24 protein-coding genes, 1 tRNA gene and 1 riboswitch are annotated in these 26,144 nt (G+C 72.6%); of the genes, 15 read left to right on the forward strand and 10 right to left on the reverse strand.

The window, feature by feature from the left end; all coding sequences use genetic code 11:
• Positions 1-33 precede the first annotated feature (33 nt).
• Both ACH5A8_RS27465 and ACH5A8_RS27470 read left to right on the forward strand, forming a co-directional pair.
• Positions 34-1,869, forward strand: coding sequence for a sel1 repeat family protein (locus ACH5A8_RS27465; RefSeq protein ID WP_399006304.1), 1,836 nt, complete (start codon positions 34-36; stop codon positions 1,867-1,869).
• A 161-nt stretch (positions 1,870-2,030) separates the two neighbouring features.
• Positions 2,031-2,104, forward strand: a tRNA-Met gene (locus ACH5A8_RS27470).
• Positions 2,105-2,254: 150 nt separating this feature from the next.
• Here the strand turns inward: ACH5A8_RS27470 and ACH5A8_RS27475 are convergent.
• On the reverse strand, positions 2,255-2,671 hold the full coding sequence (locus tag ACH5A8_RS27475) for a Fur family transcriptional regulator (RefSeq protein WP_399006306.1): 417 nt from the start codon (positions 2,669-2,671) through the stop codon (positions 2,255-2,257).
• 144 nt (positions 2,672-2,815) lie between these two features.
• Between ACH5A8_RS27475 and ACH5A8_RS27480 the strand changes: the two genes are divergently transcribed.
• Entirely contained in the window at positions 2,816-4,267 is a 1,452-nt protein-coding gene (locus ACH5A8_RS27480; RefSeq protein WP_399006308.1) for a catalase, read from the forward strand.
• Positions 4,268-4,366: 99 nt separating this feature from the next.
• Here ACH5A8_RS27480 and ACH5A8_RS27485 read toward each other — a convergent pair whose 3' ends face one another.
• Together ACH5A8_RS27485 and hisN are read right to left on the reverse strand one after the other, a co-directional pair.
• A complete protein-coding gene (locus ACH5A8_RS27485; RefSeq protein ID WP_399006309.1) occupies positions 4,367-4,768 on the reverse strand; it encodes a cyclic nucleotide-binding/CBS domain-containing protein in 402 nt (133 codons plus the stop codon).
• 216 nt (positions 4,769-4,984) lie between these two features.
• A complete protein-coding gene (hisN, locus tag ACH5A8_RS27490) occupies positions 4,985-5,785 on the reverse strand; it encodes a histidinol-phosphatase (protein WP_399006310.1) in 801 nt (266 codons plus the stop codon).
• 243 nt (positions 5,786-6,028) lie between these two features.
• Here hisN and ACH5A8_RS27495 point away from each other — a divergent pair, with 243 nt between their 5' ends.
• The gene (locus ACH5A8_RS27495) at positions 6,029-6,646 is read left to right on the forward strand and encodes a TetR/AcrR family transcriptional regulator (protein ID WP_399006312.1); all 618 of its coding nucleotides are present in this window, start codon (positions 6,029-6,031) and stop codon (positions 6,644-6,646) included.
• A 37-nt stretch (positions 6,647-6,683) separates the two neighbouring features.
• Here the strand turns inward: ACH5A8_RS27495 and ACH5A8_RS27500 are convergent, their stop codons facing one another.
• From ACH5A8_RS27500 to ACH5A8_RS27515, 4 genes are all read right to left on the reverse strand, one after another.
• Positions 6,684-7,007, reverse strand: coding sequence for a DMT family transporter (locus tag ACH5A8_RS27500; protein ID WP_399006314.1), 324 nt, complete (start codon positions 7,005-7,007; stop codon positions 6,684-6,686).
• A 123-nt stretch (positions 7,008-7,130) separates the two neighbouring features.
• Positions 7,131-8,141, reverse strand: coding sequence for a ribosome small subunit-dependent GTPase A (rsgA, locus tag ACH5A8_RS27505; protein ID WP_399006316.1), 1,011 nt, complete (start codon positions 8,139-8,141; stop codon positions 7,131-7,133).
• Between the two features lie 17 nt (positions 8,142-8,158).
• Positions 8,159-9,487 carry a 3-phosphoshikimate 1-carboxyvinyltransferase gene (aroA, locus tag ACH5A8_RS27510; RefSeq protein ID WP_399006318.1) on the reverse strand — a complete coding sequence of 443 codons (1,329 nt, stop codon included), beginning with the start codon at positions 9,485-9,487 and terminating at the stop codon, positions 8,159-8,161.
• 257 nt (positions 9,488-9,744) lie between these two features.
• Positions 9,745-10,467: a M50 family metallopeptidase gene (locus tag ACH5A8_RS27515; protein WP_399006321.1), complete on the reverse strand. Its 723-nt coding sequence runs from the start codon at positions 10,465-10,467 to the stop codon at positions 9,745-9,747.
• A gap of 49 nt (positions 10,468-10,516) precedes the next feature.
• On the opposite strand from ACH5A8_RS27515, the gene ACH5A8_RS27520 reads away from it, so the two are divergent.
• The 10 genes from ACH5A8_RS27520 to ACH5A8_RS27565 all read left to right on the forward strand — a co-directional run bounded on the left by ACH5A8_RS27520 (position 10,517) and on the right by ACH5A8_RS27565 (position 20,926).
• Positions 10,517-11,371 (forward strand): SOS response-associated peptidase, encoded by an 855-nt coding sequence (locus ACH5A8_RS27520; RefSeq protein WP_399006324.1) that lies wholly within the window; start codon positions 10,517-10,519, stop codon positions 11,369-11,371.
• 100 nt (positions 11,372-11,471) lie between these two features.
• Positions 11,472-12,116, forward strand: a complete 645-nt coding sequence (locus ACH5A8_RS27525; protein WP_399006589.1) for an alpha/beta family hydrolase — start codon at positions 11,472-11,474, stop codon at positions 12,114-12,116.
• Positions 12,117-12,422: 306 nt separating this feature from the next.
• The gene (sigR, locus tag ACH5A8_RS27530) at positions 12,423-13,118 is read left to right on the forward strand and encodes an RNA polymerase sigma factor SigR (protein WP_399006326.1); all 696 of its coding nucleotides are present in this window, start codon (positions 12,423-12,425) and stop codon (positions 13,116-13,118) included.
• The gene (gene rsrA / locus ACH5A8_RS27535) at positions 13,115-13,429 is read left to right on the forward strand and encodes a mycothiol system anti-sigma-R factor (protein ID WP_399006328.1); all 315 of its coding nucleotides are present in this window, start codon (positions 13,115-13,117) and stop codon (positions 13,427-13,429) included. Before sigR ends, rsrA begins: the two co-directional genes overlap by 4 nt.
• 193 nt (positions 13,430-13,622) lie before the next feature.
• The gene (locus tag ACH5A8_RS27540; protein WP_399006330.1) at positions 13,623-15,149 is read left to right on the forward strand and encodes an HD-GYP domain-containing protein; all 1,527 of its coding nucleotides are present in this window, start codon (positions 13,623-13,625) and stop codon (positions 15,147-15,149) included.
• Positions 15,150-15,163: 14 nt separating this feature from the next.
• Entirely contained in the window at positions 15,164-16,384 is a 1,221-nt protein-coding gene (locus tag ACH5A8_RS27545; protein ID WP_399006332.1) for an HD-GYP domain-containing protein, read from the forward strand.
• Between the two features lie 104 nt (positions 16,385-16,488).
• The gene (locus ACH5A8_RS27550) at positions 16,489-17,469 is read left to right on the forward strand and encodes a tetratricopeptide repeat protein (RefSeq protein WP_399006334.1); all 981 of its coding nucleotides are present in this window, start codon (positions 16,489-16,491) and stop codon (positions 17,467-17,469) included.
• A gap of 59 nt (positions 17,470-17,528) precedes the next feature.
• Positions 17,529-18,179: a peptide deformylase gene (gene def / locus ACH5A8_RS27555; protein WP_399006336.1), complete on the forward strand. Its 651-nt coding sequence runs from the start codon at positions 17,529-17,531 to the stop codon at positions 18,177-18,179.
• Positions 18,180-18,467: 288 nt separating this feature from the next.
• Positions 18,468-19,553, forward strand: a complete 1,086-nt coding sequence (gene cyc1 / locus ACH5A8_RS27560; protein ID WP_399006337.1) for an epi-isozizaene synthase — start codon at positions 18,468-18,470, stop codon at positions 19,551-19,553.
• Positions 19,550-20,926 carry a cytochrome P450 gene (locus tag ACH5A8_RS27565; protein WP_399006339.1) on the forward strand — a complete coding sequence of 459 codons (1,377 nt, stop codon included), beginning with the start codon at positions 19,550-19,552 and terminating at the stop codon, positions 20,924-20,926. Before cyc1 ends, ACH5A8_RS27565 begins: the two co-directional genes overlap by 4 nt.
• 86 nt (positions 20,927-21,012) lie before the next feature.
• On the opposite strand, the gene ACH5A8_RS27570 is transcribed toward ACH5A8_RS27565, so the two are convergent.
• Positions 21,013-21,978: a GlxA family transcriptional regulator gene (locus ACH5A8_RS27570; protein WP_399006341.1), complete on the reverse strand. Its 966-nt coding sequence runs from the start codon at positions 21,976-21,978 to the stop codon at positions 21,013-21,015.
• A 93-nt stretch (positions 21,979-22,071) separates the two neighbouring features.
• Between ACH5A8_RS27570 and ACH5A8_RS27575 the strand changes: the two genes are divergently transcribed.
• On the forward strand, positions 22,072-22,341 hold the full coding sequence (locus ACH5A8_RS27575; protein ID WP_399006343.1) for a hypothetical protein: 270 nt from the start codon (positions 22,072-22,074) through the stop codon (positions 22,339-22,341).
• Here the strand turns inward: ACH5A8_RS27575 and ACH5A8_RS27580 are convergent.
• The gene (locus tag ACH5A8_RS27580; protein WP_399006591.1) at positions 22,254-23,276 is read right to left on the reverse strand and encodes a ribonucleotide-diphosphate reductase subunit beta; all 1,023 of its coding nucleotides are present in this window, start codon (positions 23,274-23,276) and stop codon (positions 22,254-22,256) included. The genes ACH5A8_RS27575 and ACH5A8_RS27580 overlap by 88 nt on opposite strands.
• Positions 23,276-25,648 carry a ribonucleoside-diphosphate reductase subunit alpha gene (locus ACH5A8_RS27585; RefSeq protein ID WP_399006344.1) on the reverse strand — a complete coding sequence of 791 codons (2,373 nt, stop codon included), beginning with the start codon at positions 25,646-25,648 and terminating at the stop codon, positions 23,276-23,278. The genes ACH5A8_RS27580 and ACH5A8_RS27585 overlap by 1 nt, the downstream gene beginning before the upstream one ends.
• 120 nt (positions 25,649-25,768) lie before the next feature.
• Positions 25,769-25,923: riboswitch (cobalamin riboswitch) on the reverse strand.
• Positions 25,924-26,144 lie beyond the last annotated feature (221 nt).

Here is a 26,144-nt window from a genome sequence, read left to right on the forward strand (position 1 = left end):
ACCAGGTGTACCCGGGTTGCGGGTGGTGCGACGATGGACGTTATGGGGGACAAGGTAACTCTGTTCGATTCAGGGCGATTTGCACAGGCCGCCGACCCCGTGGAGATCGTGGACGGGGTCCGGGACGAGAGCGGCGCCGCCGCCGACGAGGTCGCCGAACTGGCGCGCCGCCGGCTCGCCGCCGAAGCCGGGGACGCCGAGGCGATGAGCGTCCTCGGCGCCATGCTGCTGCGCCGGGGGGACCTCGACGGAGCCGAACCCCATCTGCGGGCCGCCACCGCGGCCGGCGACCGCGCCGCCGCCAACAACCTGGGCGTCCTGCTCCAGCAGCGGGGCTACCCGGACGAGGCGGCCGGCTGGTGGCGGATCGCCGCCGTCGCCGGATCCGCCCCGGCCGCGCACGCGCTCGGCCGGCACCACCGCGAGCGCGGCGACGAGCCCGCCGCCGAGTACTGGCTGCGCCAGTCCGCCGAGCAGGGGCACGTGCTCGGCGCCTACGCGCTCGCCGACCTGCTGGAGCACCGGGCGGACCCCGGGGCGGAGCGCTGGATGCGGGTCGCGGCCGAACGCGGGCACCGTGAGGCGGCGTACCGGCTGGCCCGGGCGCTGGACCGGAGGGCCGCCGAGGACGGCCCCGCGGACGGCGACGGCGCCGACCCGCAGGCGGAGGCCGAGCAGTGGTACCGCCAGGCCGCCGCGCGCGGCCACCGGCGGGCCGCGCTGCACCTCGGCGCGATCCTGGAGAAGCGGGGGGAACTGAAGGAGGCCGGCCGCTGGTACCTGACGTCCGCCAAGGACGGCGAGCCGCGGGCCGCCTGCGCGCTCGGCTTCCTGCTGCGCGACGCCGGGGACACCGAGAGCGCCGCCGTGTGGTGGCTGCGCGCCGCCCAGGACGGCGACGGCAACGCCGCCAACGCGCTGGGCGCGCTGCACGCCGAGCGCGGCGAGACGCAGACCGCCGAGCGGTGGTACCGGGCGGCGATGGACGCCGGCGACGTGAACGGCGCCTACAACCTGGCCCTGCTCTGCGCCGAGCAGGGGCGGACCCCGCAGGCCGAGCAGTGGTACCGGCGCGCGGCCTACGCCGGCCACCGGGAGGCCGCGAACGCGCTGGCCGTGCTGCTGCTCCAGGGCGGCGACACGACCGGGGCCGAGCCGTGGTTCTCCAAGGCCGCGGAGGCCGGGAGCGTGGACGCCGCGTTCAACCTGGGGATCCTCTACGCGGGCCGTGACCTGACGGCCGAGGCCCTGCGGTGGTACGAGCGGGCCGCCGCCGCCGGGCACACGGAGGCGGCGCTCCAGGTGGGCATCGCCCGGCTGCGCGCCGGGGACGAGCAGGAGGCCGAGCGGCATCTGCGGTGCGCGGCCGGCGGCGGCAGCGCGGAGGCCGCCTACCGGCTGGCGACCGTGCTCGACGCCCGGCGGCCGCCCGTGCCCGCGCACGAGCTCGGGGAGTCGGCGGTCCACGAGAAGACCGAGTGCGAGGAGTGGTACGAGCGGGCGGCGACCCAGGGGCACCGGCGGGCGCAGGTTCGGGTGGGCATGCTCGCCGCGGCCCGGGGGGACGTGGTCGAGGCGGCGCGGTGGTACCGCACCGCGGCGGAGGCCGGGTCCCGCAACGGCGCCTTCAACCTGGGACTGCTGCTCGCCCGGGAGGGGAGCGAGCCGGAGGCGGCGGTGTGGTGGACCCGGGCCGCCGACGCCGGACACGGGCGGGCGGCGCTGCGCCTCGCCCTCGTCTACGCGCGCCGGGGGGAACTGGCCGAAGGACAGCGCTGGGCGGACCGGGCCGCGGCTCTCGGGCCGCGCGAGGTCGCCCAGAGGGCCACCCGCCTCCGGGACGCGCTGCGCGAGGAACTGTCGGCGTGAACCACCGCCCGGGCGCTCCGGCGCTCGGGCGACGCGGCGTCCGCCTGACGTGGGCACCCGGGCGACACCCCCGTGTCGCCCGGCGCCCTCGGGCCGTATGGCGGGTCGTCCGAAGCGATTTGCTTCAGGGCCCGTCGACCACGTAGTGTTCTATTCATCGACGCGGGGTGGAGCAGCTCGGTAGCTCGCTGGGCTCATAACCCAGAGGTCGCAGGTTCAAATCCTGTCCCCGCTACTGAAGGCCGAGGGCCGGAATCCGATCAGGATTCCGGCCCTCGGTTTTTGTGGCCGGTGGGCGGACGCACGGACGCGTACGGACGTGCCCGTGCTCGTCGGCGCACCGAGAAGCCCCGGCACCCTTCGGTGCCGGGGCTTCTCGGGTGCGTCAGGCCGACGCGCAGCTCGGGCAGAGCCCGCGGTACGTCACCTCGACGTCCGAGACCATGAAGCCGAAGCGCTCGGTGTCCGGGAGGTCGGCGAGCGGATTGCCGCTCGGATGGACGTCACGGATCGCGCCGCAGCCGGCGCAGACCAGGTGATGGTGCGGCCGGTGGGCGTTGGGGTCGTACCGCTTGGCGCGCTTGTCGGTGCTGACCTCGAGCACCTCGCCCAGCGTGACCAGCTCGCCCAGCGTGTTGTACACGGTCGCCCGGGAGATCTCGGGCAGCTTCGCCACGGCGCGCGCATGGACCTCGTCGGCGGTCAGGTGCACGTGCTCGCCGTCCAGGACCTCGGCCACGACGCGGCGCTGCGCGGTCATCCGCCATCCGCGTCCGCGCAGCCGTTCCAGAAGGTCGCTCATACCCACCAGCCTAACAGCAAGGGGAACAGATCCCGAACGAGTGTGACTTTGGAGCTTCACTTGACTTAGACAATGTCCATTGTAGGATCGAGCATGGCTTTGGCCAAGCGACAGGATCAGACGAACGTGCAAGCAGGAGGCGACGTGACCCAGGGACCGCTCACGACGGAGGCCGGCGCTCCGGTCGCCGACAACCAGAACAGCGAGACCGCGGGTGTCGGCGGCCCGGTTCTCGTCCAGGACCAGCTCCTGCTGGAGAAGCTCGCCCACTTCAACCGCGAGCGCATCCCGGAGCGCGTGGTGCACGCCCGCGGCGCCGGCGCCTACGGCACCTTCACGGTGACGGCCGACGTCACCCGGTACACGCGCGCCAAGTTCCTCTCCCAGGTCGGCAAGCAGACGGAGACCTTCCTCCGCTTCTCCACCGTGGCCGGCAACCTCGGCGCCGCGGACGCCGTCCGTGACCCGCGCGGCTTCGCGCTGAAGTTCTACACCGAGGAGGGCAACTACGACCTCGTCGGCAACAACACCCCGGTGTTCTTCATCAAGGACGCCATCAAGTTCCCCGACTTCATCCACACCCAGAAGCGCGACCCCTACACGGGTTCGACCGAGCCGGACAACGTCTGGGACTTCTGGAGCCTGTCCCCGGAGTCCACGCACCAGGTGACCTGGCTCTTCGGTGACCGCGGCATCCCGGCGTCGTACCGCCACATGGACGGCTTCGGCTCGCACACCTACCAGTGGAACAACGAGGCCGGCGAGGTCTTCTGGGTCAAGTACCACTTCAAGACCGGCCAGGGCATCAAGTGCCTGACCGCCGAGGAGGCGGACGTCCTCGCGGGCAAGGACCCCGACTCGCACCAGCGCGACCTGCGCGAGGCGATCGAGCGCGGCGAGTTCCCGTCCTGGACCGTCGGCGTGCAGATCATGCCCGCCGCCGAAGCCGCGACCTACCGCTTCAACCCGTTCGACCTGACCAAGGTGTGGTCGCACGCGGACTACCCGGTCATCGAGATCGGCAAGCTGGAGCTCAACCGCAACCCGGAGAACGTCTTCGCCGAGGTCGAACAGTCGATCTTCTCCCCGGCGCACTTCGTGCCCGGCATCGGCCCGTCCCCGGACAAGATGCTCCAGGGCCGCCTCTTCGCCTACGGCGACGCCCACCGCTACCGCGTCGGCATCAACGCCGACCACCTGCCGGTGAACCGCCCGCACGCCACCGAGGCGCGCACCAACTCCCGTGACGGCTACCTGTACGACGGCCGCCACAAGGGCGCGAAGAACTACGAGCCGAACAGCTTCGGCGGCCCGTTCCAGACGGACCGGCCGCTGTGGCAGCCGGTCCCCGTCTCCGGCGTCACCGGCGACCACGAGGCGCCGCTGCACGCCGAGGACAACGACTTCGTCCAGGCCGGCGACCTGTACCGGCTGATGACGGACGAGGAGAAGGACCGCCTGATCGGCAACCTGGCGGGCGCCCTCTCACAGGTCTCGCGCGAGGACATCGTCGAGCGCGCGATCAACAACTTCCGCCAGGCGGACGGCGACTTCGGCAAGCGGCTGGACGCCGCGGTCCAGGCCCTGCGCGGCTGATTCCAGCACTGGACCGCTTGTCGTCGGCAGTGGGCCGGGCCCTTCGGGGCCCGGCCCGTTGTCGTGCGCCCGTGCGGTCCCGGCCGTCACCCCGCCCGGTCAGGCGGGAACCCGCGCCGCGTGCTGCCGGGCGGGCGCCCAGCAGCGGATGATGTCGCGGACCGAGACGACGCCCGCCGGTTCGCCGCGGTCGAGGACGATCAGATGGCGGAAACCGCCGTGCGTCATGGCGCGGGCCGCCTCCTCCAGGGTCCAGGACGGCGCGGCGAACACGACGTCGGTGGTGGTGTGGGCGTGGGCGTGTTCGGTGTCCGGGTTCTGGCCCAGGCCGACGGAGTTGAGGATGTCCCGTTCGGTGAGGATGCCGATGCCGCCGGCGTCGGGGTCGTGGACCACGGCGGCGCCGACGCGGCGTGCGGACATCAGGGCGGCTGCCTGCCGCAGGGTGTGCGCGGGGCCGATGGTGAGGACCACCGTGCTCATGGCGTCGCGGACGAGCATGGGATGGAGCCACCTCCTCATGGAATCCACTCGGTTCATGGATTCACGAGTTCACAAGTGGGGGGACTCCCAGAGTCGCAGGCAAAGCAAGGGTCAACAAGAGGGCGCGCGCGGCCGGTTGGGGGCGTGCGCGGGCGTCTCTCATTCCCCGGCGGCGCTGGTCGAGACAACCCGGTATCTCGTCGGTGGCGCCGGCCGAGACACCCCGGCATCGCGTCAGTGGCGCCGGCCGAGATATCCCAGCATCTCGTCGTGCAGCAGACCGTTGGACGCGGCGGCGTTGCCGCTGTGCGGGCCGGGACGGCCGTCGAGGCCGGTGAAGACGCCGCCGGCCTCCGTGACGATGATCGCGTTGGCCGCCATGTCCCACAGCGACAGCTCGGGTTCGGCGCAGAAGTCGACCGAGCCCTCGGCGACCATCATGTAGGGCCAGAAGTCGCCGTAGGCCCGGGTCCGCCACACCTCGCGGGTCAGGTCCAGGAAGCCGTTCAGCCGGCCCTGCTCCTCCCAGCCGCTGAGCGAGGAGTACGCGAAGGACGCGTCCGAGAGCCGCGCCACCTGCGAGACCTTCAGCCGGGACGCCTGGGACAGACTGCGGCCGGTGAAGGCGCCGTGTCCCTCGGCGGCCCACCAGCGGCGCCCGAGGGCGGGCGCGGAGACCACTCCGACGACGGGCCGGTAGCCGCCCTCCCCGGCCTCCATCAGCGAGATCAGGGTGGCCCACACCGGGACGCCGCGCACGTAGTTCTTGGTGCCGTCGATCGGGTCGATCACCCAGCGGCGCGGGCCGGTGCCCTCGACGCCGTACTCCTCGCCGAGGACCGCGTCACGGGGACGGGCGCGCTGGAGCTGGCCGCGGATCAGTTCCTCCGCCGCCTTGTCCGCTTCGCTGACCGGGGTCATGTCCGGCTTCGTCTCGACCTTGAGGTCGAGGGCCTTGAAGCGGTCCATGGTGGCGGCGTCCGCGGCGTCCGCGAGGACGTGGGCCAGACGCAGGTCATCGAGGTAGTCGGGCATGGGGGAACCGTATCCGCCCGGTGCGGCGGGGGGCTACCGGGGGCGGGGCGCGGGACCACGAGGACGCGCGGCGGGAGCCGCGCCCGGACGCGGCACGGAGCCGCCGGGGCGCGCGCGGGGAGGCCGGTGCACGGACGGGCCGCGCGGCACGCGGAATGCGCCCGGGTGCGTCCGGAGACCCTTGACAGTCCCCGCGGGCGCGCCAAATCTGGGGTCGGAGCCGTTCGGCCCGGGGAGGCGACGATGCCCGCAGCGCGGGAATCCCTGCTGGACGCCGCGTACACCGCGCTGGCACGCCGGCCGTGGTCGGCGGTGCGGATGGTGGACGTGGCCGCGGCGGCCGGTGTCTCCCGGCAGACGCTCTACAACGAGTTCGGCAGCAAGGAAGGGCTCGCGCGGGCGCTCGTCAGGAGGGAGGCGGACGGCTTCCTCGCCGGGGTCGACCGGGCGCTCGCAGGCCACACGGACCCGTACGAGCGGCTGACCGCGGCCGCCGAGTGGACCGCCTCCGCCGCCCGCCGGAACGCGCTGGTGAAGGCCATGCTCACCGGCTGCTGGAGCGAACGGCTGCCCGCGCCGCCGCTGTCGGCCGTGCCGTCCTCCTCCGCCGTGCCGGCGCAACGCAGGGCGGACGGCCCGCTGCCGGCGCCCGGCGACCTCCTGGCGGCGGTCCGCGACCGCGCCGTGGCCCTCGCGTCCGCGCCGGGCGCGCCCGGGACGGACGGCGCCGGTCCGGCCGACCCGGCCGGCGCCTGCGAGCTGGTGTTCCGCCTGGCGCTGTCGTGCGTGGCGGCGCCGCCGGGCGAGGGCGGGATCGCCGAACTGGTACGCGGCGCGCTGCGCGGGCGGACGCCGGGCTGAGCCGCGGCCCGCCGATCCGCCTTCGGGGCGGCGGGCTTCAGTGGGAGGAGCCGGACAGCTGCAGTCCGATCACGCCGATGATGACGAGGCTGATCGAGACGATCTTCAGCACCGACACCAGGTCGTCGAGGAAGACCATGCCGTAGATGGCGGTGCCCGCTGCCCCGATGCCGGTCCACACCGCGTAGGCGGGCCCCACGTCGAGCTTGCGCAGGGACAGGGTGAGCAGGCCGAAGCTGCCGAGCGCGAAGCAGCTGAAGGCGATGGTCGGCCAGAGCCTGGTGAAGCCGTGGGACAGTTTCAGACACACCGCGAAGCCGGTCTCGAGCATTCCCGCGACGATGACCAGCAGCCACGCCATGTGCTGTCCTCCGTGTGTCGTGTCCGCGTCTCCGTGGCCGCTCCGGCTCGGTGCGATTATGCACTTGCCTGACCGGGACGGGCGCAAACAACGCGGAGGTCACCGAACGGTCCCGCGCGCCGGTCAGTCGCCTTCCGTGCGCTCCCGCGTGGCCAGCAGCCGGCGCAGCGAGTACAGCCGGGCGGGGTCGGCGTGGCCGTCCGCGACCCACGCGTCCAGCGCGCAGTCCGGCTCGTCGTGACTGCATGCGCGCGGGCAGCCCTCCGTGCCGGGCTCCAGATCGGGGAAGGCGTGGATGACCCGGGACGGATCGATGTGGGCGAGCCCGAAGGACCGTACGCCCGGCGTGTCCACGACCCAGCCGTCGTCGCCCGCCAGGGGCAGAGCGAGCGCCGAGGTGGTGGTGTGCCGGCCGCGGCCGGTCACCGCGTTCACATGCCCCGTCGTCCGCCGCCGCTCCGGTGGGACCAGCGCGTTGACCAGGGTGGTCTTGCCGACGCCGGAGTGGCCCACGAACGCCGTGACCCGCCCGTCGAGATACTCCCGCACCCGGTCCGCCGCGCCGCCGGTCTCCAGCTCCTCCCGGCTGGTGACGACGTAGGGGATGTCCAACGCCCCGTAGAGCTCCAGGAGTTCGTCCGGCGGGGCGAGGTCCGACTTGGTCATGACCAGCAGTGGGTCGAGCCCGCCGTCGTACGCCGCCACCAGGCAGCGGTCGATCAGCCGCGGGCGCGGCTCGGGGTCGGCGAGCGCGGTGACGATGGCCAGCTGATCGGCGTTGGCCACGACCACGCGTTCGAACGGGTCGTCGTCGTCCGCCGTGCGGCGCAGGACCGAGGTGCGCTCCTCGATGCGGACGATGCGCGCGAGGGTGTCCTTCTTGCCGGACAGGTCGCCGACCAGGGCCACCTGGTCGCCCACGACGGCGGCCTTGCGGCCCAGCTCGCGTGCCTTCATCGCCAGGACCGTGCGGCCGTCGACCAGGCAGGTCAGCCGTCCTCGGTCGACCGTGAGCACCATGCCCTCGGCGGCGTCCTCGTGCTTGGGGCGGATGTTCGTCCGCGGGCGGTTGCCCCGGCGGTTGGGCCGGGAGCGGATGTCGTCCTCGTCGGTGTGCTTGCCGTAGCGGCGCATGACTTCTTCCCCGCGCCCTACGCCTCGAGCATCCCGGTCCACAGATCGGGGAAGTCCGGCAGGGTCTTCGCCGTCGTGGCCACGTTCTCGATCTGGACGCCCTCGACCGCCAGGCCGATGATCGCACCGGCGGTGGCCATGCGGTGGTCGTCGTAGGTGTGGAAGATCCCGCCGTGCAGCCGGCGCGGACGGATGTGCAGTCCGTCGGCGGTCTCGGTCACGTCGCCGCCGAGCTCGTTGATCTCCTTGGTCAGCGCGGCCAGCCGGTCCGTCTCGTGCAGCCGCAGATGGGCCACGCCCCGCAGCGTCGAGGGCGAGTCCGCGAGCGCGGCGACCGCGGCGATGCCCGGGGTCAGCTCGCCGACCTCGCTCAGGTCCACGTCGATGCCGTGCACGGCGCCCGAGCCGGTGAACACCAGCCCGTAGTCCGTGAGTTCGCAGGAACCGCCCATCTCGGTGAAGATCTCCCGCAGCCGGTCACCCGGCTGGGTGGTGTGGGCCGGCCAGTCCGGGACGACCACCTTGCCGCCGGTCACCAGCGCCGCGGCCAGGAACGGCTGGGCGTTCGACAGGTCCGGCTCCACGGTCAGGTCCCGGCCGAGCAGCGCGCCCGGCGTGACCCGCCACACGTTCGGCTCGCCGCCCGACTCCGGGGTGTCCACCTGGGCCCCCACCGCGCGCAGCATGTCCACCGTCATCCGGATGTGCGGCATCGACGGCAGCGTGGCGCCGACGTGGCGGACCTCGACGCCCTGGTTGAAACGGGGGCCGGACAGCAGCAGGGCGCTGACGAACTGGGAGGACGAGGAGGCGTCGATCTCCACCGCGCCGCCGTCCAGGGCGCCGCTGCCGTGCACGGTCAGCGGCAGCGCGCCGCGGCCGTCGTCGTCGATCCGGGCGCCGAGCACGCGCAGCGCGTCGATGACGCCGTGCAGCGGCCGCTCGTACGAACGCGGGTCGCCGTCGAAGCGGACGGGGCCGTCGGCCAGCGCGGCGACCGGCGGCAGGAAGCGCATCACCGTGCCGGCGTTGCCGACGTCGACCGTCGCCGGGCCGTGCAGCCCCGCCGGGATCACGCGCCAGGCCTCACCGGAGCCGCCCGCACCGGAGGCGGAGGACACCGTCTCCTCGATGCCGACGCCCATCGCCCGCAGCGCGCCGGCCATCAGCAGCGTGTCGCGGGAGCGCAGCGGCCGGCGCAGCCAGCCCGGCTCCGAGGCGAGGGCGGCGAGCACCAGGGCGCGGTTGGTGACCGACTTCGACCCGGGCACGTGGACCGTAGCGTCGACGGCTCCGCTCGCGTGCGGGGCGGGCCAGAGGGCGGTGTGTGCGGGGTTCGGGGCCATGCGCTAACTCTATAAGGAGGCGGTCGGACCGGCCGTCCCGCGGACGGACGGCCGGACCGCCGCACGCGCCGCACCCACGGGCTCGCGCTCATGGCCACATCCGGCAGGGCACGCACCCACGGGCACGCGCTCACGGGCACGCGCTCACGGGCACGTGCTCACAGGCTCGCGCCCATGGCCACGTACGGAAGGGCGCGCGCTCACGGGTACACACATCCCAGACCACGCGTCGACCGGCACGCGCGCCCCGGGCCTGCTCACAGACCGAGCAGCCAGCGCCCCCCGCCCATCAGCGCGCACAGCGACACGGCGTGGAACAGGAACAGCCACAGGGCCGCCGGCGCGTGCGTCAGCCGCGCCAGCTGGTCCGCGTCCGAGTCCCCGGCGCCCTCGCGGGACCGCCTGATCTGGAGCTCGAAGGCCGGCCGCACCCCGCCGAGCAGCAGGAACCACACCACGGCGTACGCGAACGCGGCCTGCACCTGGGGTCCGGCCAGCCACGACACCAGCAGGAACGCGCCGCCGGTGAGGACCACGGTCAGCACCCCGTAGGCGTTGCGGATCATCACCAGCATCGCCAGCAGCAGCGCCGTGGCCACCCACAGCAGCAGCGTGATGCGCCCGTCGGCGAGCAGGGCCGCGCCGCCGAGACCCAGCAGCGGGGGAGCGGTGTAGCCGGCGGCCGCCGTGAGGATCATGCCGAGGCCGTACGGCTTGCCCCGGCTCACGGTGAGGCCGCTGGTGTCGGAGTGCAGGCGTATGCCGGTCAGCGTGCGGCCGGTGAGCAGCGCCACCAGGCCGTGGCCGCCCTCGTGCGCGATCGTGACGGCGTTGCGCGCCACCCGCCACAGCGCGGGCGGGACGACGACGGCGAGCGCGGCGAGCGCGGTGCCGATCACCACCCACCGGTCGGGGGAGGGCTGGGTGCCCAGGAGCCGGTCCCAGAGGTCGGGCAGCGCGGTCGCGGCGAGGCGGTCCATGGTGCGAAGCGGCTCCTTGAGCGGGGCGGGGTCTGGCAGTGTTGCACGTATGTGCGGACGGTATGCATCGAGTCGCGGACCCGAGGACCTCGTGGACGTTTTCGGGATCGAGGTGGGGGTCCCCCCTGTTCGAGCGGAGTCGAGAACTTGGGGGAGGGAGCCGGAGGAGACCCTCGCTCCCGACTACAACGTCGCCCCGACCAAGGAGGTCCACGTCGTCCTGGACCGCCCTCTGAAGGACGCCGACGACAAGCGGCCGGTTCGCCAGCTGCGCACGCTGAGGTGGGGGCTGGTGCCGTCGTGGGCGAAGTCCCCCGAGGGCGCCGCCCGGATGATCAACGCGCGCGCCGAGACCGTGCACGAGAAGCCGTCGTACCGGCGCGCTTTCGCCGCCCGGCGGTGCATCGTGCCCGCCGACGGCTACTACGAGTGGGTCACCGGCGAGCAGGAGCGCGAACGGGAGGTCGAGGGGAGGCGCAAGCGCCCGCGCAAGCAGCCGTACTTCGTGACCCCGGCGGACGGATCGGTGTTCGCGATGGCGGGGCTCTACGAGTTCTGGCGGGACCGCACGCTGCCCGACGACCATCCGCGGGCCTGGTGGGCGACCTGCTCGGTGATCACCACGGAGGCGGAGCGCACGCCGCTCGCGGTGGCCCCGGCCGAGGGCCCCCGGGCGCTGGCCGACATCCACCCCCGGATGCCGCTGATGCTCACCCCCGACCGGTGGGACGCCTGGCTGGACCCGGCCCGCACCGACCCGGAGGATCTGCGCGCGCTCCTGGAGCCGCCGCCGGCCGGCCTGATGCGCGCCTACCCGGTCTCCACCGCCGTCAGCAACGTCCGCAACAACGGACCGGAGCTGCTGAAGGAGCTGCCCGCCCCCGAAGAGGGCACACTCTTCTGATGTGAACCCCGCTTCTGATGTGAACCCCGAGGCCGACGTGAACCCCGAGGCCGACGTGAACCCCGAAGCGACGGCCGAGGCGCCCGAGGCGGCATCCGACGTGGACGTGAGCGTCGACACCGTCGGGACGGAGGCGGGCGCGGCCCGCGTCACCTGGCGCCGGGCGCGGAAGGCGCGGCTCGTCCTCGCGCTGAGCCACGGCGCGGGCGGCGGCATCGAGGCGCGGGACCTCCGGGCGCTGGCCGGCGCGCTGCCCGGGCACGGCGTCACCGTCGCGCTCGTCGAGCAGCCCTGGCGGGTGGCCGGCAAGAAGGTGGCGCCCGCGCCGAAGACGCTGGACACCGGCTGGCGCGGCGTGTGGCCCGCCCTCGCCGGGCCGGGACTGCCGGTGATCGCGGGCGGTCGCAGCGCCGGCGCGCGGGTCGCCTGCCGTACGGCGGCCGGGCTGGGAGCGTGCGCCGTGCTCGCCCTCTCCTTCCCGCTGCACCCGCCGGGCCGGCCGGAGAAGTCCCGCGCCGCCGAGCTGCTCGGCGCCGGCGTGCCCACGCTCGTCGTCCAGGGCGGCAACGACCCGTTCGGGAAGCCGGCGGAGTTCCCGGAGGGCGCCCACGAGCTCTTCGAGGTCCCCGGCGGCGATCACGGCTTCGCCGTGCCCAAGCGGGCGGGAATCGGCCAGGACCAGGCCATGCGGCTGCTCACGGACGCCGTCACCCGGTGGATCGTGTCGCTCGGGTCACTCGGCTGACGGCCGGGAATGCCGGGCCCCCCAACGCTGTTGAGCCGGACGGAAGTGCTGGTAGCCGGCACCGAAGTCGTAGGAGAGGGAGTCCGCCGCATGGGTTGCACCGTCTGCCCGCCCGTCGCCCACCGTCCGGTGGACGGGCCGCTCCCGGCAACGTCCGATTCCGGCCGCGGCAGCCGCGCCGACCTGGAGTGGACGGTGCTGCACGCGGCCAAGGCCGCACCTATTCGAGCGGCGGGGGGCACGGGTCGTCGTCTATCCTCCGAAACGAGTGGGATCGCTCACGGTCCCACGACATCGTTTGAGGAGGTGGGTCCGGTTCCCGGTACCGACGCAGGGACCGACGACGGCCAGGCGGAGCTGCCCGAGGGCCAGGGCACGGGCGCGACCGCGTCCGGGGAGTCGACCGCCGAGCGCAGCGCGCGCTTCGAGCGGGACGCGCTCGAATTCCTCGACCAGATGTACTCGGCCGCGCTGCGCATGACGCGCAACCCCGCCGACGCCGAGGACCTGGTGCAGGAGACCTACGCCAAGGCGTACGCGTCCTTCCACCAGTTCCGCGAGGGCACCAACCTCAAGGCCTGGCTGTACCGCATCCTCACCAACACCTTCATCAACTCCTACCGCAAGAAGCAGCGCGAGCCCCAGCGCAGCGCGGCGGAGGAGATCGAGGACTGGCAGCTCGCCCGGGCCGAGTCGCACATGTCGACGGGGCTGCGCTCCGCCGAGTCGCAGGCGCTCGACCACCTGCCCGACTCGGACGTCAAGGAAGCGCTCCAGGCGATCCCCGAGGAATTCCGCATCGCCGTCTATCTCGCGGACGTAGAGGGCTTTGCGTACAAGGAGATCGCGGACATCATGGGGACACCCATCGGCACGGTGATGTCCCGGCTGCACCGGGGCCGCCGTCAACTGCGCGGCATGCTCGAGGACTACGCCCGCGATCGCGGACTCGTCCCGGCCGGCGCCGGCAAGTCGAACGAAGCGAAAGGCTCGGGCTCATGAGCTGCGGAGAGCCGCACGAGACGGACTGCAGTGAGGTACTCGATCACCTGTACGAGTTCCTCGACAGTGAGATGCCGGACGTCGATCGCACCAAGTTCGAGCACCACTTCGAGGAGTGCTCGCCGTGCCTGGAGAAGTACGGCCTGGAGCAGGCCGTGAAGAAGCTGGTCAAGCGGTGCTGCGGGCATGACGACGTCCCCGCCGACCTGCGCGCCAAGGTCATGGGGCGGATCGAGCTGATCCGCTCCGGCGACCAGGGCGGCTCCGGGCGTGATCTGCTGCCCCCGCCGGGCGCCGCCCAGGAGAGCTGACCCCGGGCGCTCCCGAAGGCTCCGCGGTCCGACGGCGCCGGACACTCTCCCGGAGTCCCGACCGGCCGTCCACCGAATGAACACCCGTCACTCGAACGTGCTAATCCGCGGGTTATCGGCCCGCGGACTCCCCCCTGCCCGTCCTAGGCTCGGACCCACTGGCCGTGGACAGGCGTGACCGGGGAGGGGCGTCATGGAGGCCGTTCCACCACGGGCCCGCGCCTACGTCGTCTGTGTCGCCCTCGGCGCGCTGGTCTGTCTGCTGCCGCTGCCCGCGACGCACGCCCCCTGGTGGGTGGTCGTCCTGCTGGCAGCGGTGTACGCCGCCTGCAAGCAGCTCGCCCCGCGACGCTTCACCGGTCCCTTCTACCCCGTGCTGCTGGCCGCCGCCTTCCTGCTGCCGCCGCCCGCCGCCGCGTTCGTCCCGCTGCCGGGGGCCCTGCTCGCGCGGACCGGGCAACGGCCCGAGGCACTGCGCCGGACCTGGCGGGCGGCCCAGCTCGTGCTGGCCGTGTGGGCCGCCGCCCGCGTGCACTGGGAGCTGGGCGGGCGCGACGCGGTCGTCGGCTCCGACTTCCCCTACGCCCTGCTGCCCGCCGCCCTCGCCGTCACGGCGTTCTGCCTGGTGCTGACCGTGCTGGACGGCGGGATCCTCGCGCTGGCCGAGCGGATCGAGGCACGGCGGGTCTGGCTGGGACTGTTCGCCCGGTCGCTGGCGCCGGTCGCGGTGCACGGCCTCGCCGGGCTGATGATGGCCGTGCTCTGGCGCAGCCGGTACGGCCCGGTCGCCGCCCTGCTCGTCCTGCTGCCGATGTGCGTGACCTGGTGGGCGTACGCGCAGTACCACCGGGAGCGGGCCGCCCACCAGGCGACGATCAGGGCGCTGGTGCAGGCGGTCGACATCAAGGACGGCTACACGCGCGGACACAGCGAGCGGGTCGGACAGGCCTCCGTGCTGATCGCGCGCGAGCTGGGCATGGACGACGGGCGGGTCGAGGTGCTCCGGTTCGCCGGGATCCTGCACGACGTCGGAAAGCTGGGCGTCCCCACCCGGCTGCTGCGCAAGGACGGGCCGCTGACGCCCGACGAGCGGCGGGTGATCGAACTGCACCCGGAGTACGGGCACGAGATGGTGCGCGGGATCTCCTTCCTCGGCGAGGCCCGCTCCGCGATCCTGCACCACCACGAACGACTGGACGGCAGTGGCTACCCCTACGGCCTGAAGGGCGCCCAGATCCCCGAGTGCGCGCGGGTGGTGGCCGTCGCGGACGCCTTCGACGCGATGACGTCCACCCGGTCCTACCGGCGGGCCCGCCCCGTCGGCGCGGCGCTCGCGGAACTGGAGCGCTGCGCGGGCGCGCAGTTCGACCCGCGGATGGTCATGGCGCTGACCCGTGCCGTCGACCACCACGGCTGGCACCCGGTGGTCACCGCGGACCTCGCTCCGCCCGCCCCCGTCCCCACGGCCCGCTCCGCCGGCCCGCCGCGCCCCGGCCCCCACGCCCGAACCGCTCCGCCTGCCGCCCCGCCTGCCGCGCCCGCCGCCGCGCAGGGCGCCCCGCCGCACACCGCCGACGAGCACGGCTCCCGCACCGCGGAGCCGGCCCCGGCGCCTGGCCCGGACCGTCCCGGCGCCTCGGACTCCGCGCCGGACCACCCCCGCCCCCGAGCCGCCGGCCCCGCCCCGCCCGGCGCGGGCCGCAGGGGAGCGCGCCGGTGACGTGGGGCCGACCGGTGGCCTTGATCCGGGGCTGCGCCCTCCTCGTGGCCGCGTTCTGCCTGGCGGTCACCTTGTGGACGGGGTTGGCGGACCCCGGGACCGCGCTCGCCTTCGGGACGCTCGTGCTCGTCGGGGAACTCACCCGCTGGTCCGGGGCCCAGGTCCGCGAGGCCGCGCCGCTCGGGGCCGCCGGAGCGCTGTCGTACGCGCTGCTCGGGGAGAACGCCGGCCGGGCCGGCCACCACGGCGTCTGCCAGGTCGTCGCCGTGGTGCTCGCCGCCGCCCTGCTCGGCAGCGTGCCGCACATCGCGCGCGGCCACAGCCCCACCCTGGACCACCTGGCGCGGCGGGTCCTCACCGTCTCCTTCGCCGCCGTCTGCTTCCAACCGCTCTACGGCAGGGGGGCGTTCCGCGGCTGGGGCGGGCCGGCGTACGCCCTGCTGCTGCTCGCGCTGCTGGTGCTCACCGCGCTGTGCGGCGCCGTGCTCGCCGCCGCGCCGGTCCACTGCCGCAGCCGGTGGCCGTTCGGCCCGCTGCTGCGGGAGGAGCTGCGCGGCCTCATGGGCATCGGGGCGGCGGTGTGCGCGACGGGCGCGGTGATGGCCCTCGCGGTCGCCGTCGTGGGACTGTGGGCGCTGCCGGTGTTCTCGCTGCCGCTGCTGCTCACGCAGCTGTCCCTGCGCCGGTACGCGGCCGTGCGGACCACCTACCGCCAGACCATCGCCTCGCTGGCCCGGGCCACCGAGGTCGCCGGGTACACCCCGGCCGGACATGCCCGGCGGGTCGCCGCGCTCAGCCGGGCCGTGGGCCGTGACCTGGGGCTCTCGGAGCCCGAGCTCACCGTCCTGGAGCACGCGGCGCTCATGCACGACATCGGGCAGCTCAGCCTGGTCGACCCGGTGCCCGCGGGCGCCACCGCCGGCCTGCCCGCCGAGGAGCAGCGGCGCATCGCGCTGCTCGGCGGGGCCGTGGTCCGCCAGAGCGGGGTGGGCCGGGAGGTCGCGGCCGTGGTGGAGCGGCAGGCCGACCCCTGCCCGGAGCAGCCGCTGCCCGCCCGGATCGTGCGGGCCGTGAACGCCTACGACGAGAAGGCGCGCGACGCCGGCTCCGGCGGACCGCTCAGGGCACTGGAGGAGCTGCGGCTGGCCACGGCGGGCGACTACGCGCCGGAAGTGGTCGAGGCCCTGGCCCGGGTGCTGTCACGCGAGAGTCTTCCGTCGCCCGTCACGGGGTAACCCATGGGTAATGAGCGCCTCTCAAGGCGTACGTGGTTGGATGCCAAGGAAAGGGTGTCCGGGGGCAGAGCCAGCCCAATCGACGGAACTGGCAGGCAGGAATCGTGAGGATCTTCGGCAAGGGACGGCACCGGCCCTCCGCCTCCTGGCGGCAGGCCACCGACCGCGCGTTCACCCTGATCGGCGACGGCCGGTACGAGGACGCGGGAGCGCTGCTGACGCGCGCCGCCGACCTGGAACCGTGGCTCTCGGAGTCCTGGTTCAACCTCGCCCTGCTGCACAAGTTCCGGCACGACTGGGAGCAGGCCAGGGCGGCGGGTCTGAGGGCCGTGGCCCTGCTGGAGAAGGAGACCGGCGCGCCCGACTGGTGGAACGTCGGCATCGCCGCCACCGCCCTGCAGGACTGGCCGCTGGCCCGCCGGGCCTGGCAGGCCTACGGTCTGAAGGTGCCCGGGGGCGCGGCCGCGGCCGGGGAACCGCTGGGCATGGAGCTGGGCAGCGCGGCGGTCCGGCTGTCGCCGGAGGGCGAGGCCGAGGTGGTCTGGGGCCGGCGGCTCGACCCGGCCCGCATGGAGGTGCTGTCCATTCCGCTGCCGTCCTCCGGGCGGCGCTGGGGCGAGGTCGTGCTGCACGACGGCGTGCCGCACGGCGAGCGGACCACGGCCGCCGGGCACAGCTACCCGGTCTTCGACGAGATCGAGCTGTGGGCGCCCTCGCCCGTGCCCACCTGGGTGGTCCTCCTGGAGGCGGCCACCGAGGCCGACCGGGACGCCCTGGAGCAGCTCGCCGCCGACGCGGGCTTCGCCGCCGAGGACTGGTCGTCCTCCGTACGGCTGCTGTGCCGGACCTGTTCGGAGTCGCGGATGCCGTCCGACGAGGGCGACGGCGTGCACCTGGACCCCCATGACCACAGCGAGCCCGGGCACCCCGGACCGCTGGGCCACCGCACCGACGGGCAGCTGTGGGTGCCCGAGCGGGAGTGCGGGGTGGCCGCGCCGGCCTCCCTGGTGAGGGGGTTGCTGGACGGCTGGGTGGCGGACAGCCCGGACTCGCGGGACTGGCGGGACCTGGAAGAGGTCTGCTGAACATTCGCCGTACTCTTATCCAGCATCACTCGTTCCAGGAAGGCAGGCGTACGTCGGTCATGGCGCAGCAGGACACCGATCAGCAGCACGCGGGCGTGCTCCCCGTCGACGACGAGGGTTACGTCGTCGACACGGAGGACTGCGAGGAGCGCGAGGCGGCCTGGCGCGGGCGCGGCACCTCGCGGCCCATCACCGTCGTCGGCAACCCTGTGCTGCACAAGGAGTGCGAGGACGTCACCGAGTTCGGCGACGAGCTCCAGCAGCTGGTCGCGGACATGTTCGCCAGCCAGCGCACCGCCGAGGGCGTGGGCCTGGCCGCCAACCAGATCGGTGTCGATCTGAAGGTCTTCGTCTACGACTGCATGGACGACGAGGGCGTCCGGCACGTCGGTGTGGTCTGCAACCCCGAGGTGGTCGAGCTGCCCGCGGACCGGCGTCGCCTGGACGACAGCAACGAGGGCTGCCTGTCGGTGCCGACGGCCTACGCGCCGCTCGCCCGCCCCGACTACGCCGAGGTCACCGGCCAGGACGAGCGGGGCAACGCGATCAAGGTGCGCGGCACCGGCTACTTCGCACGCTGTTTGCAGCACGAGACCGACCACCTGTACGGCCGGCTCTACATCGACCGGCTCTCCAAGCGCGAACGCAAGGACGCGCTGCGGCAGATGGCCGAGAACGAACCGCGCTACCCCGTGGTCGCCAACGACTGAGCCCGCCACGGCAGTCGGGGCGGGAGTGTCCCCCTGTGAACGGCGCCTGACCGGCCGAACGGTCAGGCGCCGTACTTGTGTGCCGTACACATTCGATCCTTTGTGCGCATTCGTCGAATCAAACCAGGCACACAAGGGGATATTCTCGGCATCCAAGGCGATGGGTGGAGCAAATCCGTTCCCAGAACGGTCAGTTGTGGTGCTGAATGGGAGAGCGGGGATACACGACGGCGTGCGCCGGGCACAGCGGCAGGGGCGGGCGCCACCGGCGGCTGAGAGGGGTTGTTCGTGCCGGCTTTCCCATACAGCACAACATCGACATCCACGGTGGTGGCGGTGCCACCGTCACTGACACTCCCGGTGATCGAGGCGGCGTTTCCCAGGCGACTGCACGCCTATTGGCCCCGACTCCAGGAGAAGACCCGTAGCTGGCTGCTGGAAAAACGGCTCATGCCGGCGGACAAGGTGCAGGAACACGCCGACGGCCTGCGCTACACCGACCTCATGGCGGGGTACTACCTCGGCGCCCCCGACGAGGTGCTCCAGGCGATAGCCGACTACAGTGCGTGGTTCTTCGTCTGGGACGACCGGCACGACCGCGACATCGTCCACGGCCGGCCCGTCGCCTGGCGGCGCCTGCGCCGCGCGCTGCACGCGGCCCTCGACTCCCCCCAGAGCCACCTGCACCACCCGGACACCCTGGTCGCGGCCTTCGCGGACAGCGTGCTGCGGCTGTACGGGTTCCTGCCGGCGACGTGGAACGCCCGCTTCGCCCGGCACTTCCACGCGGTGATCGAGGCGTACGACCGCGAGTTCCACAACCGTGTCGAGGGCGTCGTGCCCACCGTCGGGGACTACCTCGCGCTGCGCCGCCTCACCTTCGCGCACTGGATCTGGACCGATCTGCTGGAGCCCAGCGCGGGGCGCGAACTCCCCGACACCGTCCGGAAGAACCCCGCCTACCGGCGCCCGGCACTGCTCAGCCAGGAATTCGCCGCCTGGTACAACGACCTCTGCTCGCTGCCCAAGGAAATCGCGGGTGACGAGGTCCACAACCTCGGGATAAGTCTCGTCAAACACGAGGGCATGAGTCTGGAGGAGGCGATCGCGGAACTCCGCCGGCGCGTCGAGGAATGCATTTCCGAATTCCTGGTCGCGGAGCAGGAGGCATTACGTTTCGCCGATGGCCTGGCGGACGGGACGATGCGCGGAAAGGAACTGAGCGCCGCCGTCCTGTCCTGCGTCGGAAACATGCGGAACTGGTTCAGTTCCGTCTACTGGTTCCACCACGAGTCAGGCCGCTACATGGTCGACAGCTGGGACGACCGGTCCACACCCCCGTACGTCAGCAACGAAACGGCAGGTGAGAAATGACCGTCGAGTCGGTGAGGCCCGAGGACCGCTCGCAGGCGGCCCCGGAGCTGCGTGAGCCGCCGGTGGCGCCGGGCGCCGCCCCGTTCCTCGGCCACGGCCTCGAACTGGCCCGCGACCCGCTGGCCCTGCTGACCGGACTGCGCGACCACGGCGACGTCGTCCGCCTCCGGCTCGGCCCGAAGACGCTCTACGCCGTCACCGCGCCCGCCCTCACCGGGGCGCTCGCGCTCAGCCCCGACTACATCGTCGCCGGCCCCCTGTGGGAGTCTCTGGGGAGCCTGCTCGGCAAGGAGGGCGTGGCCACCGCCAACGGACCGCTGCACCGGCGTCAGCGGCGCACCATCCAGCCCGCCTTCCGGCTCGACGTGATCCCCGAGTACGGGCCGATCATGTCCGAGGAGGCCCACGCGCTGGTGGAGCGCTGGCGCCCCGGCCAGGTGCTCGACATCACCTCGGAGTCCTTCCGCGTCGCCGTCCGCGTCGCCGCCCGCTGTCTGATGCGCGGCAGCTACATGGACGCCCGCGCCGAGCGCATCTGCGCCGCGCTGGCCACGCTGTTCAGCGGCATGTACCGGCGCATGGTCGTCCCGCTCGGACCGCTTTACCGGCTGCCGCTGCGGTCGAACCGCGAATTCAACCGCGCATTGGCCGATTTCCACCTCCTCGTCGACGAGATCGTCGCCGACCGCAGGGCAAGCGGTCAAAAACCGGACGATTTGCTTACCGCTTTGCTGGACGCCACGGACGAGAATGGTGATCCCATCGGGGAACAGGAGATCCACGATCAGGTCATTGCCATCCTCACCGCAGGAAGCGAGACCGTCGGTTCCACGATCATGTCGCTCCTCCTCGCTCTCACGGAGTACCCGGATCTCGGAAGCAAGATCCAGGAGGAGGTGAAAACGGTGGCGGAAGGTCGGCCGCTGGCATTCGAGGACGTCCGAAAACTGACGTACACCGCCAATGTCGTCGTCGAGACATTGCGCCTGTATCCAGCCGTGTGGATTCTGACGCGCCGGACGGTGGCCGACACGGAGCTCGGCGGATACCGTATTCCGGCCGGAGCGGACGTCGTCTACAGCCCCTACGCCGTCCAGCGCGACCGGCGCTCGTTCGAGCGGCACGAGGAGTTCGACCCCGGACGCTGGCTGCCGGGGCGGTCCAAGGAGGTCCCGAAGTACGCGATGAGCCCGTTCAGCGTGGGCAACCGCAAGTGCCCGGGCGACCACTTCTCGATGGCCGAACTCACGCTGCTGACCGCGGCCGTCGCCTCCGCCTACCGCTTCGAGCAGGCCCCCGGGTCCGACCCGAGGCCGCGCATCGGCATCACGTTGCGTCCGCGCCGCCTGCTGCTGCGGGCCCTGCCCCGCTGAGCCGCCGTGCTCCGTCGGCCGGCCCGCCCCGCTGACCTGCCGGGCCGGTCCCGCCACGGCGGAACCGGCCACGAAGAGGCACGCGTTCAGGCGGCCTGCGGGCCCCTGAACGTGCGCCGGTAGGCGTTCGGCGTGGTGCCCAGCGCCCGGACGAACTGGTGCCGCAGCGCGGCGGCCGTGCCGAACCCGGTCCGGTCCGCGATCGCGTCCAGCGTCTCGTCCGTCACCTCCAGCAACCGCTGGGCCAGCAGCACCCGCTGGCGCAGGATCCACCGGTAGGGGGTCGTGCCCGTCTCCTGCTGGAAGCGGCGGGCGAAGGTGCGCGGCGACATGAGCGCGCGGGCGGCGAGCTGCTCGACGGTGACCTCCTGGTCGAGGTGCCGCTCCATCCAGACCAGCACCTCGCCGACGGTGTCGCACGGCGACTTCGGCAGCGGTCGCTCGATGTACTGCGCCTGCCCGCCGTCCCGGTGCGGCGGCACCACCATCCGCCGGGCGATCTTGTTGGCGACCTCCGGCCCCTGTTCCTTGCGCACGATGTGCAGACAGGCGTCGATGCCGGCGGCCGTGCCGGCCGAGGTGATCACCGGGTCCTCGTCCACATAGAGGACGTCCGGCTCGACGACCGCGCGCGGGTACTGCCGGCGCAGCTCGGCCGCGTGGTGCCAGTGCACCGCGCAGCGCCGCCCCTCCAGCAGACCCGCCGCGCCCAGCACGAACACCCCGGAGCACACGCTCAGCACCCGAGTGCCCCGGTCCACGGCCCGCCTGAGGGCGTCCAGCAGAGCGGGCGGGTAGATCCGGGTCGCGAAGTCGTTCCCGGCCGGCACGGCGATCAGGTCCGCCTCCTCCAGCCGGTCGAGCCCGTACGGCGTGGTGACGCTCAGCCCGCCCACATGGGTGCCGAGCGCCGGGCCCTCGGCGGAGACCACGGCGAAGTCGTAGGCGGGTAGTCCGTCGTCGCTGCGGTCGATGCCGAAGACCTCGCAGACGACACCGAGTTCGAAGGGATGCACACCGTCGAGCAGGACGGCGGCCACGTTCTCCAGCATGCCGCCAGTGTGCCTCACGAGTGGCAGGAAATTGAAGATGTGCGGCAGTCCTGCCACTCACGGCCGGGCGGATCCGGCGCGAGAGTGGAACGCATGAACACAGACCAGATCGAAGCCCTGATCGGAATGCTCGCGACCTTCGGACTCCTGGTCCTGATGGCGCTCCCCTCCGCCCTCGGCGTCGTGCGCGACAAGCGCATCGACCGCCAGATCCGGCAGGCGCGGCGGGAGCACGCGGACCAGGAGTCCCGTGAGGCCCTGGAGCGGCAGGAGCCTCAGAAGTCCTCGTCCAGGTCGACGGTGCCCTCCACCGCCACCTGGTACGCCGACGGACGCCGCTCGAAGAAGTTGGTCAGCTCCTGAACCCCCTGGAGCTCCATGAAGGAGAAGGGGTTCTCCGAGCCGTACACCGGAGCGAAGCCGAGCCGGGTCAGACGCTGGTCGGCGACGCACTCCAGGTACTGCCGCATCGAGTCGGTGTTCATGCCCGGGAGGCCGTCACCGCACAGGTCGCGCGCGAACTGCAGCTCGGCCTCGACGGCCTCCCGCAGCATGTCGGTGACCTGCTGCTCCAGCTGGTCGTCGAAGAGTTCCGGCTCCTCCTTGCGGACGGTGTCCACCACGTCGAAGGCGAACGACATGTGCATCGTCTCGTCGCGGAAGACCCAGTTGGTGCCGGTCGCCAGACCGTGCAGCAGGCCCCGGCTGCGGAACCAGTAGACGTAGGCGAAGGCGCCGTAGAAGAACAGGCCCTCGATGCAGGCGGCGAAGCAGATCAGGTTCAGCAGGAAGCGCCGGCGCTCCGCCTTGGTCTCCAGCCGGTCCAGCTTCTCGACCGAGTCCATCCACTTGAAGCAGAACTCCGCCTTCTCGCGGATGGAGGGGATGTTCTCCACCGCCGCGAAGGCCGCCGCCCGGTCGTCCGGGTCGGGCAGGTAGGTGTCCAGCAGCGTCAGATAGAACTGGACGTGGACGGCCTCCTCGAACAGCTGGCGCGACAGGTACAGGCGCGCCTCCGGGGAGTTGATGTGCTTGTAGAGGGTGAGCACCAGGTTGTTGGCGACGATCGAGTCGCCGGTGGCGAAGAAGGCCACCAGCCGGCCGATGAGGTGCTGCTCGCCCGGGCTCAGCCTGGCGAGGTCGGCGACGTCCGAGTGGAGGTCGACCTCCTCCACGTGCCAGGTGTTCTTGATGGCGTCCCGGTAGCGCTCGTAGAAGTCGGGGTAGCGCATGGGGCGCAGGGTCAGTTCGAAGCCCGGGTCGAGCAGGTTCTGGGTGGTGCGGTCGGTGGGGGTCATCACTGGCATGCCTCGCAGGACTCGGGATTTTCGAGGGAGCAGGCGACGGCGTCGGGGTCGGCCGGCTGCTGGACGGGGATCGGGGCCCGGTCGCGCGTGCGCCCCTGGGCGGCGCGCGCGATCCGGGTCGCCGGGCGCGAGCGCAGGTAGTACGTCGTCTTCAGGCCCTGCTTCCAGGCGTACGCGTACATCGAGGAGAGCTTGCCGATGGTCGGCGTCTCCAGGAACAGGTTCAGCGACTGCGCCTGGTCGAGGAACGGGGTGCGGGCGGCGGCCATGTCGATCAGGCCGCGCTGCGGGATCTCCCACGCCGTGCGGTACAGCGCCCGTACGTCGGCCGGGATCCAGGCGAAGTCCTGCACCGAGCCGTTGGACTCGCGCAGCGCCTCGCGGGTGCGGGCGTCCCACACGCCCAGCTCCTTCAGGTCGTCGACCAGGTAGGAGTTGACCTGGAGGAACTCGCCGGAGAGCGTCTCGCGCTTGAACAGGTTGGAGACCTGCGGCTCGATGCACTCGTAGACGCCGGCGATCGAGGCGATGGTGGCGGTCGGCGCGATCGCCAGCAGCAGCGAGTTGCGCATGCCGACGGACGCGATCCGCTCACGCAGCGCCGCCCACCGCTCGGGCCAGGTGAGGGAGACGTCGTAGTGGTCGGGGTGCAGCACGCCCCGGGCGGTGCGGGTCTTCTCCCAGGCCGGCAGCGGCCCGTGCCGCTCGGCGAGGTCGGTGGACGCCTCGTAGGCGGCGAGCATGATCCGCTCCGCGATACGGGTGGACAGGGCCTTCGCCTCGGCGGAGTCGAAGGGCACGCGCAGCTTGAAGAAGACGTCCTGCAGACCCATCGCGCCGAGGCCCACCGGCCGCCAGCGGGCGTTGGAGCGGCCCGCCTGCCCGGTCGGGTAGAAGTTGATGTCGACCACGCGGTCCAGGAAGGTCACGGCGGTGCGGACGGTCTCGTCCAGCCGGTCCCAGTCGATCTCCCCGCCGGTCACGAACGCGCCGAGGTTGACCGATCCCAGGTTGCACACCGCGGTCTCGCCGTCGTCGGTGACCTCCAGGATCTCCGTGCACAGGTTCGAGGAGTGAATGACGTGGCCCGGCTCGGCCGTCTGGTTGGCGGTGCGGTTGGCGGCGTCCTTGAAGGTCATCCAGCCGTTGCCGGTCTGCGCGAGGGTGCGCATCATGCGGCCGTACAGCTCGCGGGCCGGCATGGTCTTGCGGGCCAGGCCCCTCGCCTCGGCGGCGCGGTAGGCGGCGTCGAACTCCGCGCCCCACAGGTCCACCAGCTCGGGCACGTCCGCGGGGGAGAACAGCGACCACGGCGCGTCCGCGTTCACCCGGCGCATGAACTCGTCCGGGACCCAGTGCGCCAGGTTGAGGTTGTGGGTGCGGCGGGCGTCCTCGCCGGTGTTGTCCCGCAGCTCCAGGAACTCCTCGATGTCCGAGTGCCAGGTCTCCAGGTAGACCGCCGCGGCGCCCTTGCGCCGGCCGCCCTGGTTCACCGCGGCCACCGAGGCGTCCAGGGTCTTCAGGAACGGCACGATGCCGTTGGAGTGGCCGTTGGTGCCGCGGATCAGCGAACCGCGCGAGCGCACGCGGGAGTAGGCGATGCCGATGCCGCCGGCGTGCTTGGACAGGCGGGCCACCTGGTGGTAGCGGTCGTAGATGCTGTCCAGCTCGTCCTGCGGGGAGTCGAGCAGGTAGCAGGAGGACATCTGGGGGTGCCGGGTGCCGGAGTTGAAGAGCGTGGGGGAGGAGGGCAGGTAGTCGAGGCGGCTCATGAGCCCGTAGAGCGCCGCGACCTCGTCCACGGAGCGGGCGGTGTCGTCCTCGGCGAGGCCGCTCGCCACCCGCAGCATGAAGTGCTGGGGCGTCTCGATCACCTTGCGGGTGATCGGGTGCCGCAGGAGGTAGCGGCTGTGCAGGGTGCGCAGGCCGAAGTAGCCGAAGCGGTCGTCGGCGGCCGGGTCGGCCAGCGCGTCGAGACGCTCGGCGTGCCGACGCACGAAGTCCGCGGTCCGGTCGGCGATCAGCCCCTCGCGGTGGCCCACGGCGACGGACTCGGTGAAGCGGGTGACGCCCTGCGAGCCGGCCTCGGCGCGGATGGTGAGGGTCAGCAGCCTGGCCGCCAGCCGGGAGTAGGCGGGGTCCTCGGAGATGAGCCCGGCGGACGCCTCGGTGGCCAGCTCGCGCAACTCGGCCTCGTCGGCGTGCGCGGAGCGGCCGCGCAGCGCGGCGGCGGCGACCCGGCCGGGGTCGGCGTCGGGGAGGTCGGTGGTCAGCTCGGTCAGGGTCCGCAGCAGCGCGGCACCGGGACCGTCGGTCTCCAAGCGGTCCTCGACTGAAGCCGGATCCGCAGGCGCGATGGTCACTTGGGGCTCTCCCTCGCTCGGCACGAGGCCTCGTCGAGGGCATGCGGCAGCACACGAGCGCACGCGGCGTCGCGTCCACCGGCCCATTCCACGAGGCCCGGACGTCGGCACCCGGACCGGACGGCCGGGTGCGCTGTCGGCAGGTCCTCGGACTGACGCACGTACACGGCGATCAGGGCACATGTGTACGTGTACACCGTTGCGGGACAGTTCCGGATTCGCACCGGATTCCCCTGCGGCGACAGCGAGGACGAGCATACATCTTGTGCCGGGTGGTGAAGCCACCCCCATATGTTGTGTCGTGGTGACTGCGCAGCGTGTCAGAGGGGCAACGCGAGGGTGAGCGGGGAGAGGCGCCCGCGGGCCTCCCCGAAGCCCGCCGGCCCGCCCCTGGGACGGGCCTGGACCCCGCTGTGCGGGGGCGGCGGCGCGCCGCCGGACTCCGGGCCGCCCCGGTACGGCGACGGGCCGCCGGAGAGCCCTCCGGCGGCCCGTC

The sequence above is a fragment of the Streptomyces sp. NPDC018610 genome, from assembly GCF_044391765.1.
In the GTDB taxonomy this organism is placed as follows: Bacteria; Actinomycetota; Actinomycetes; order Streptomycetales; family Streptomycetaceae; genus Streptomyces.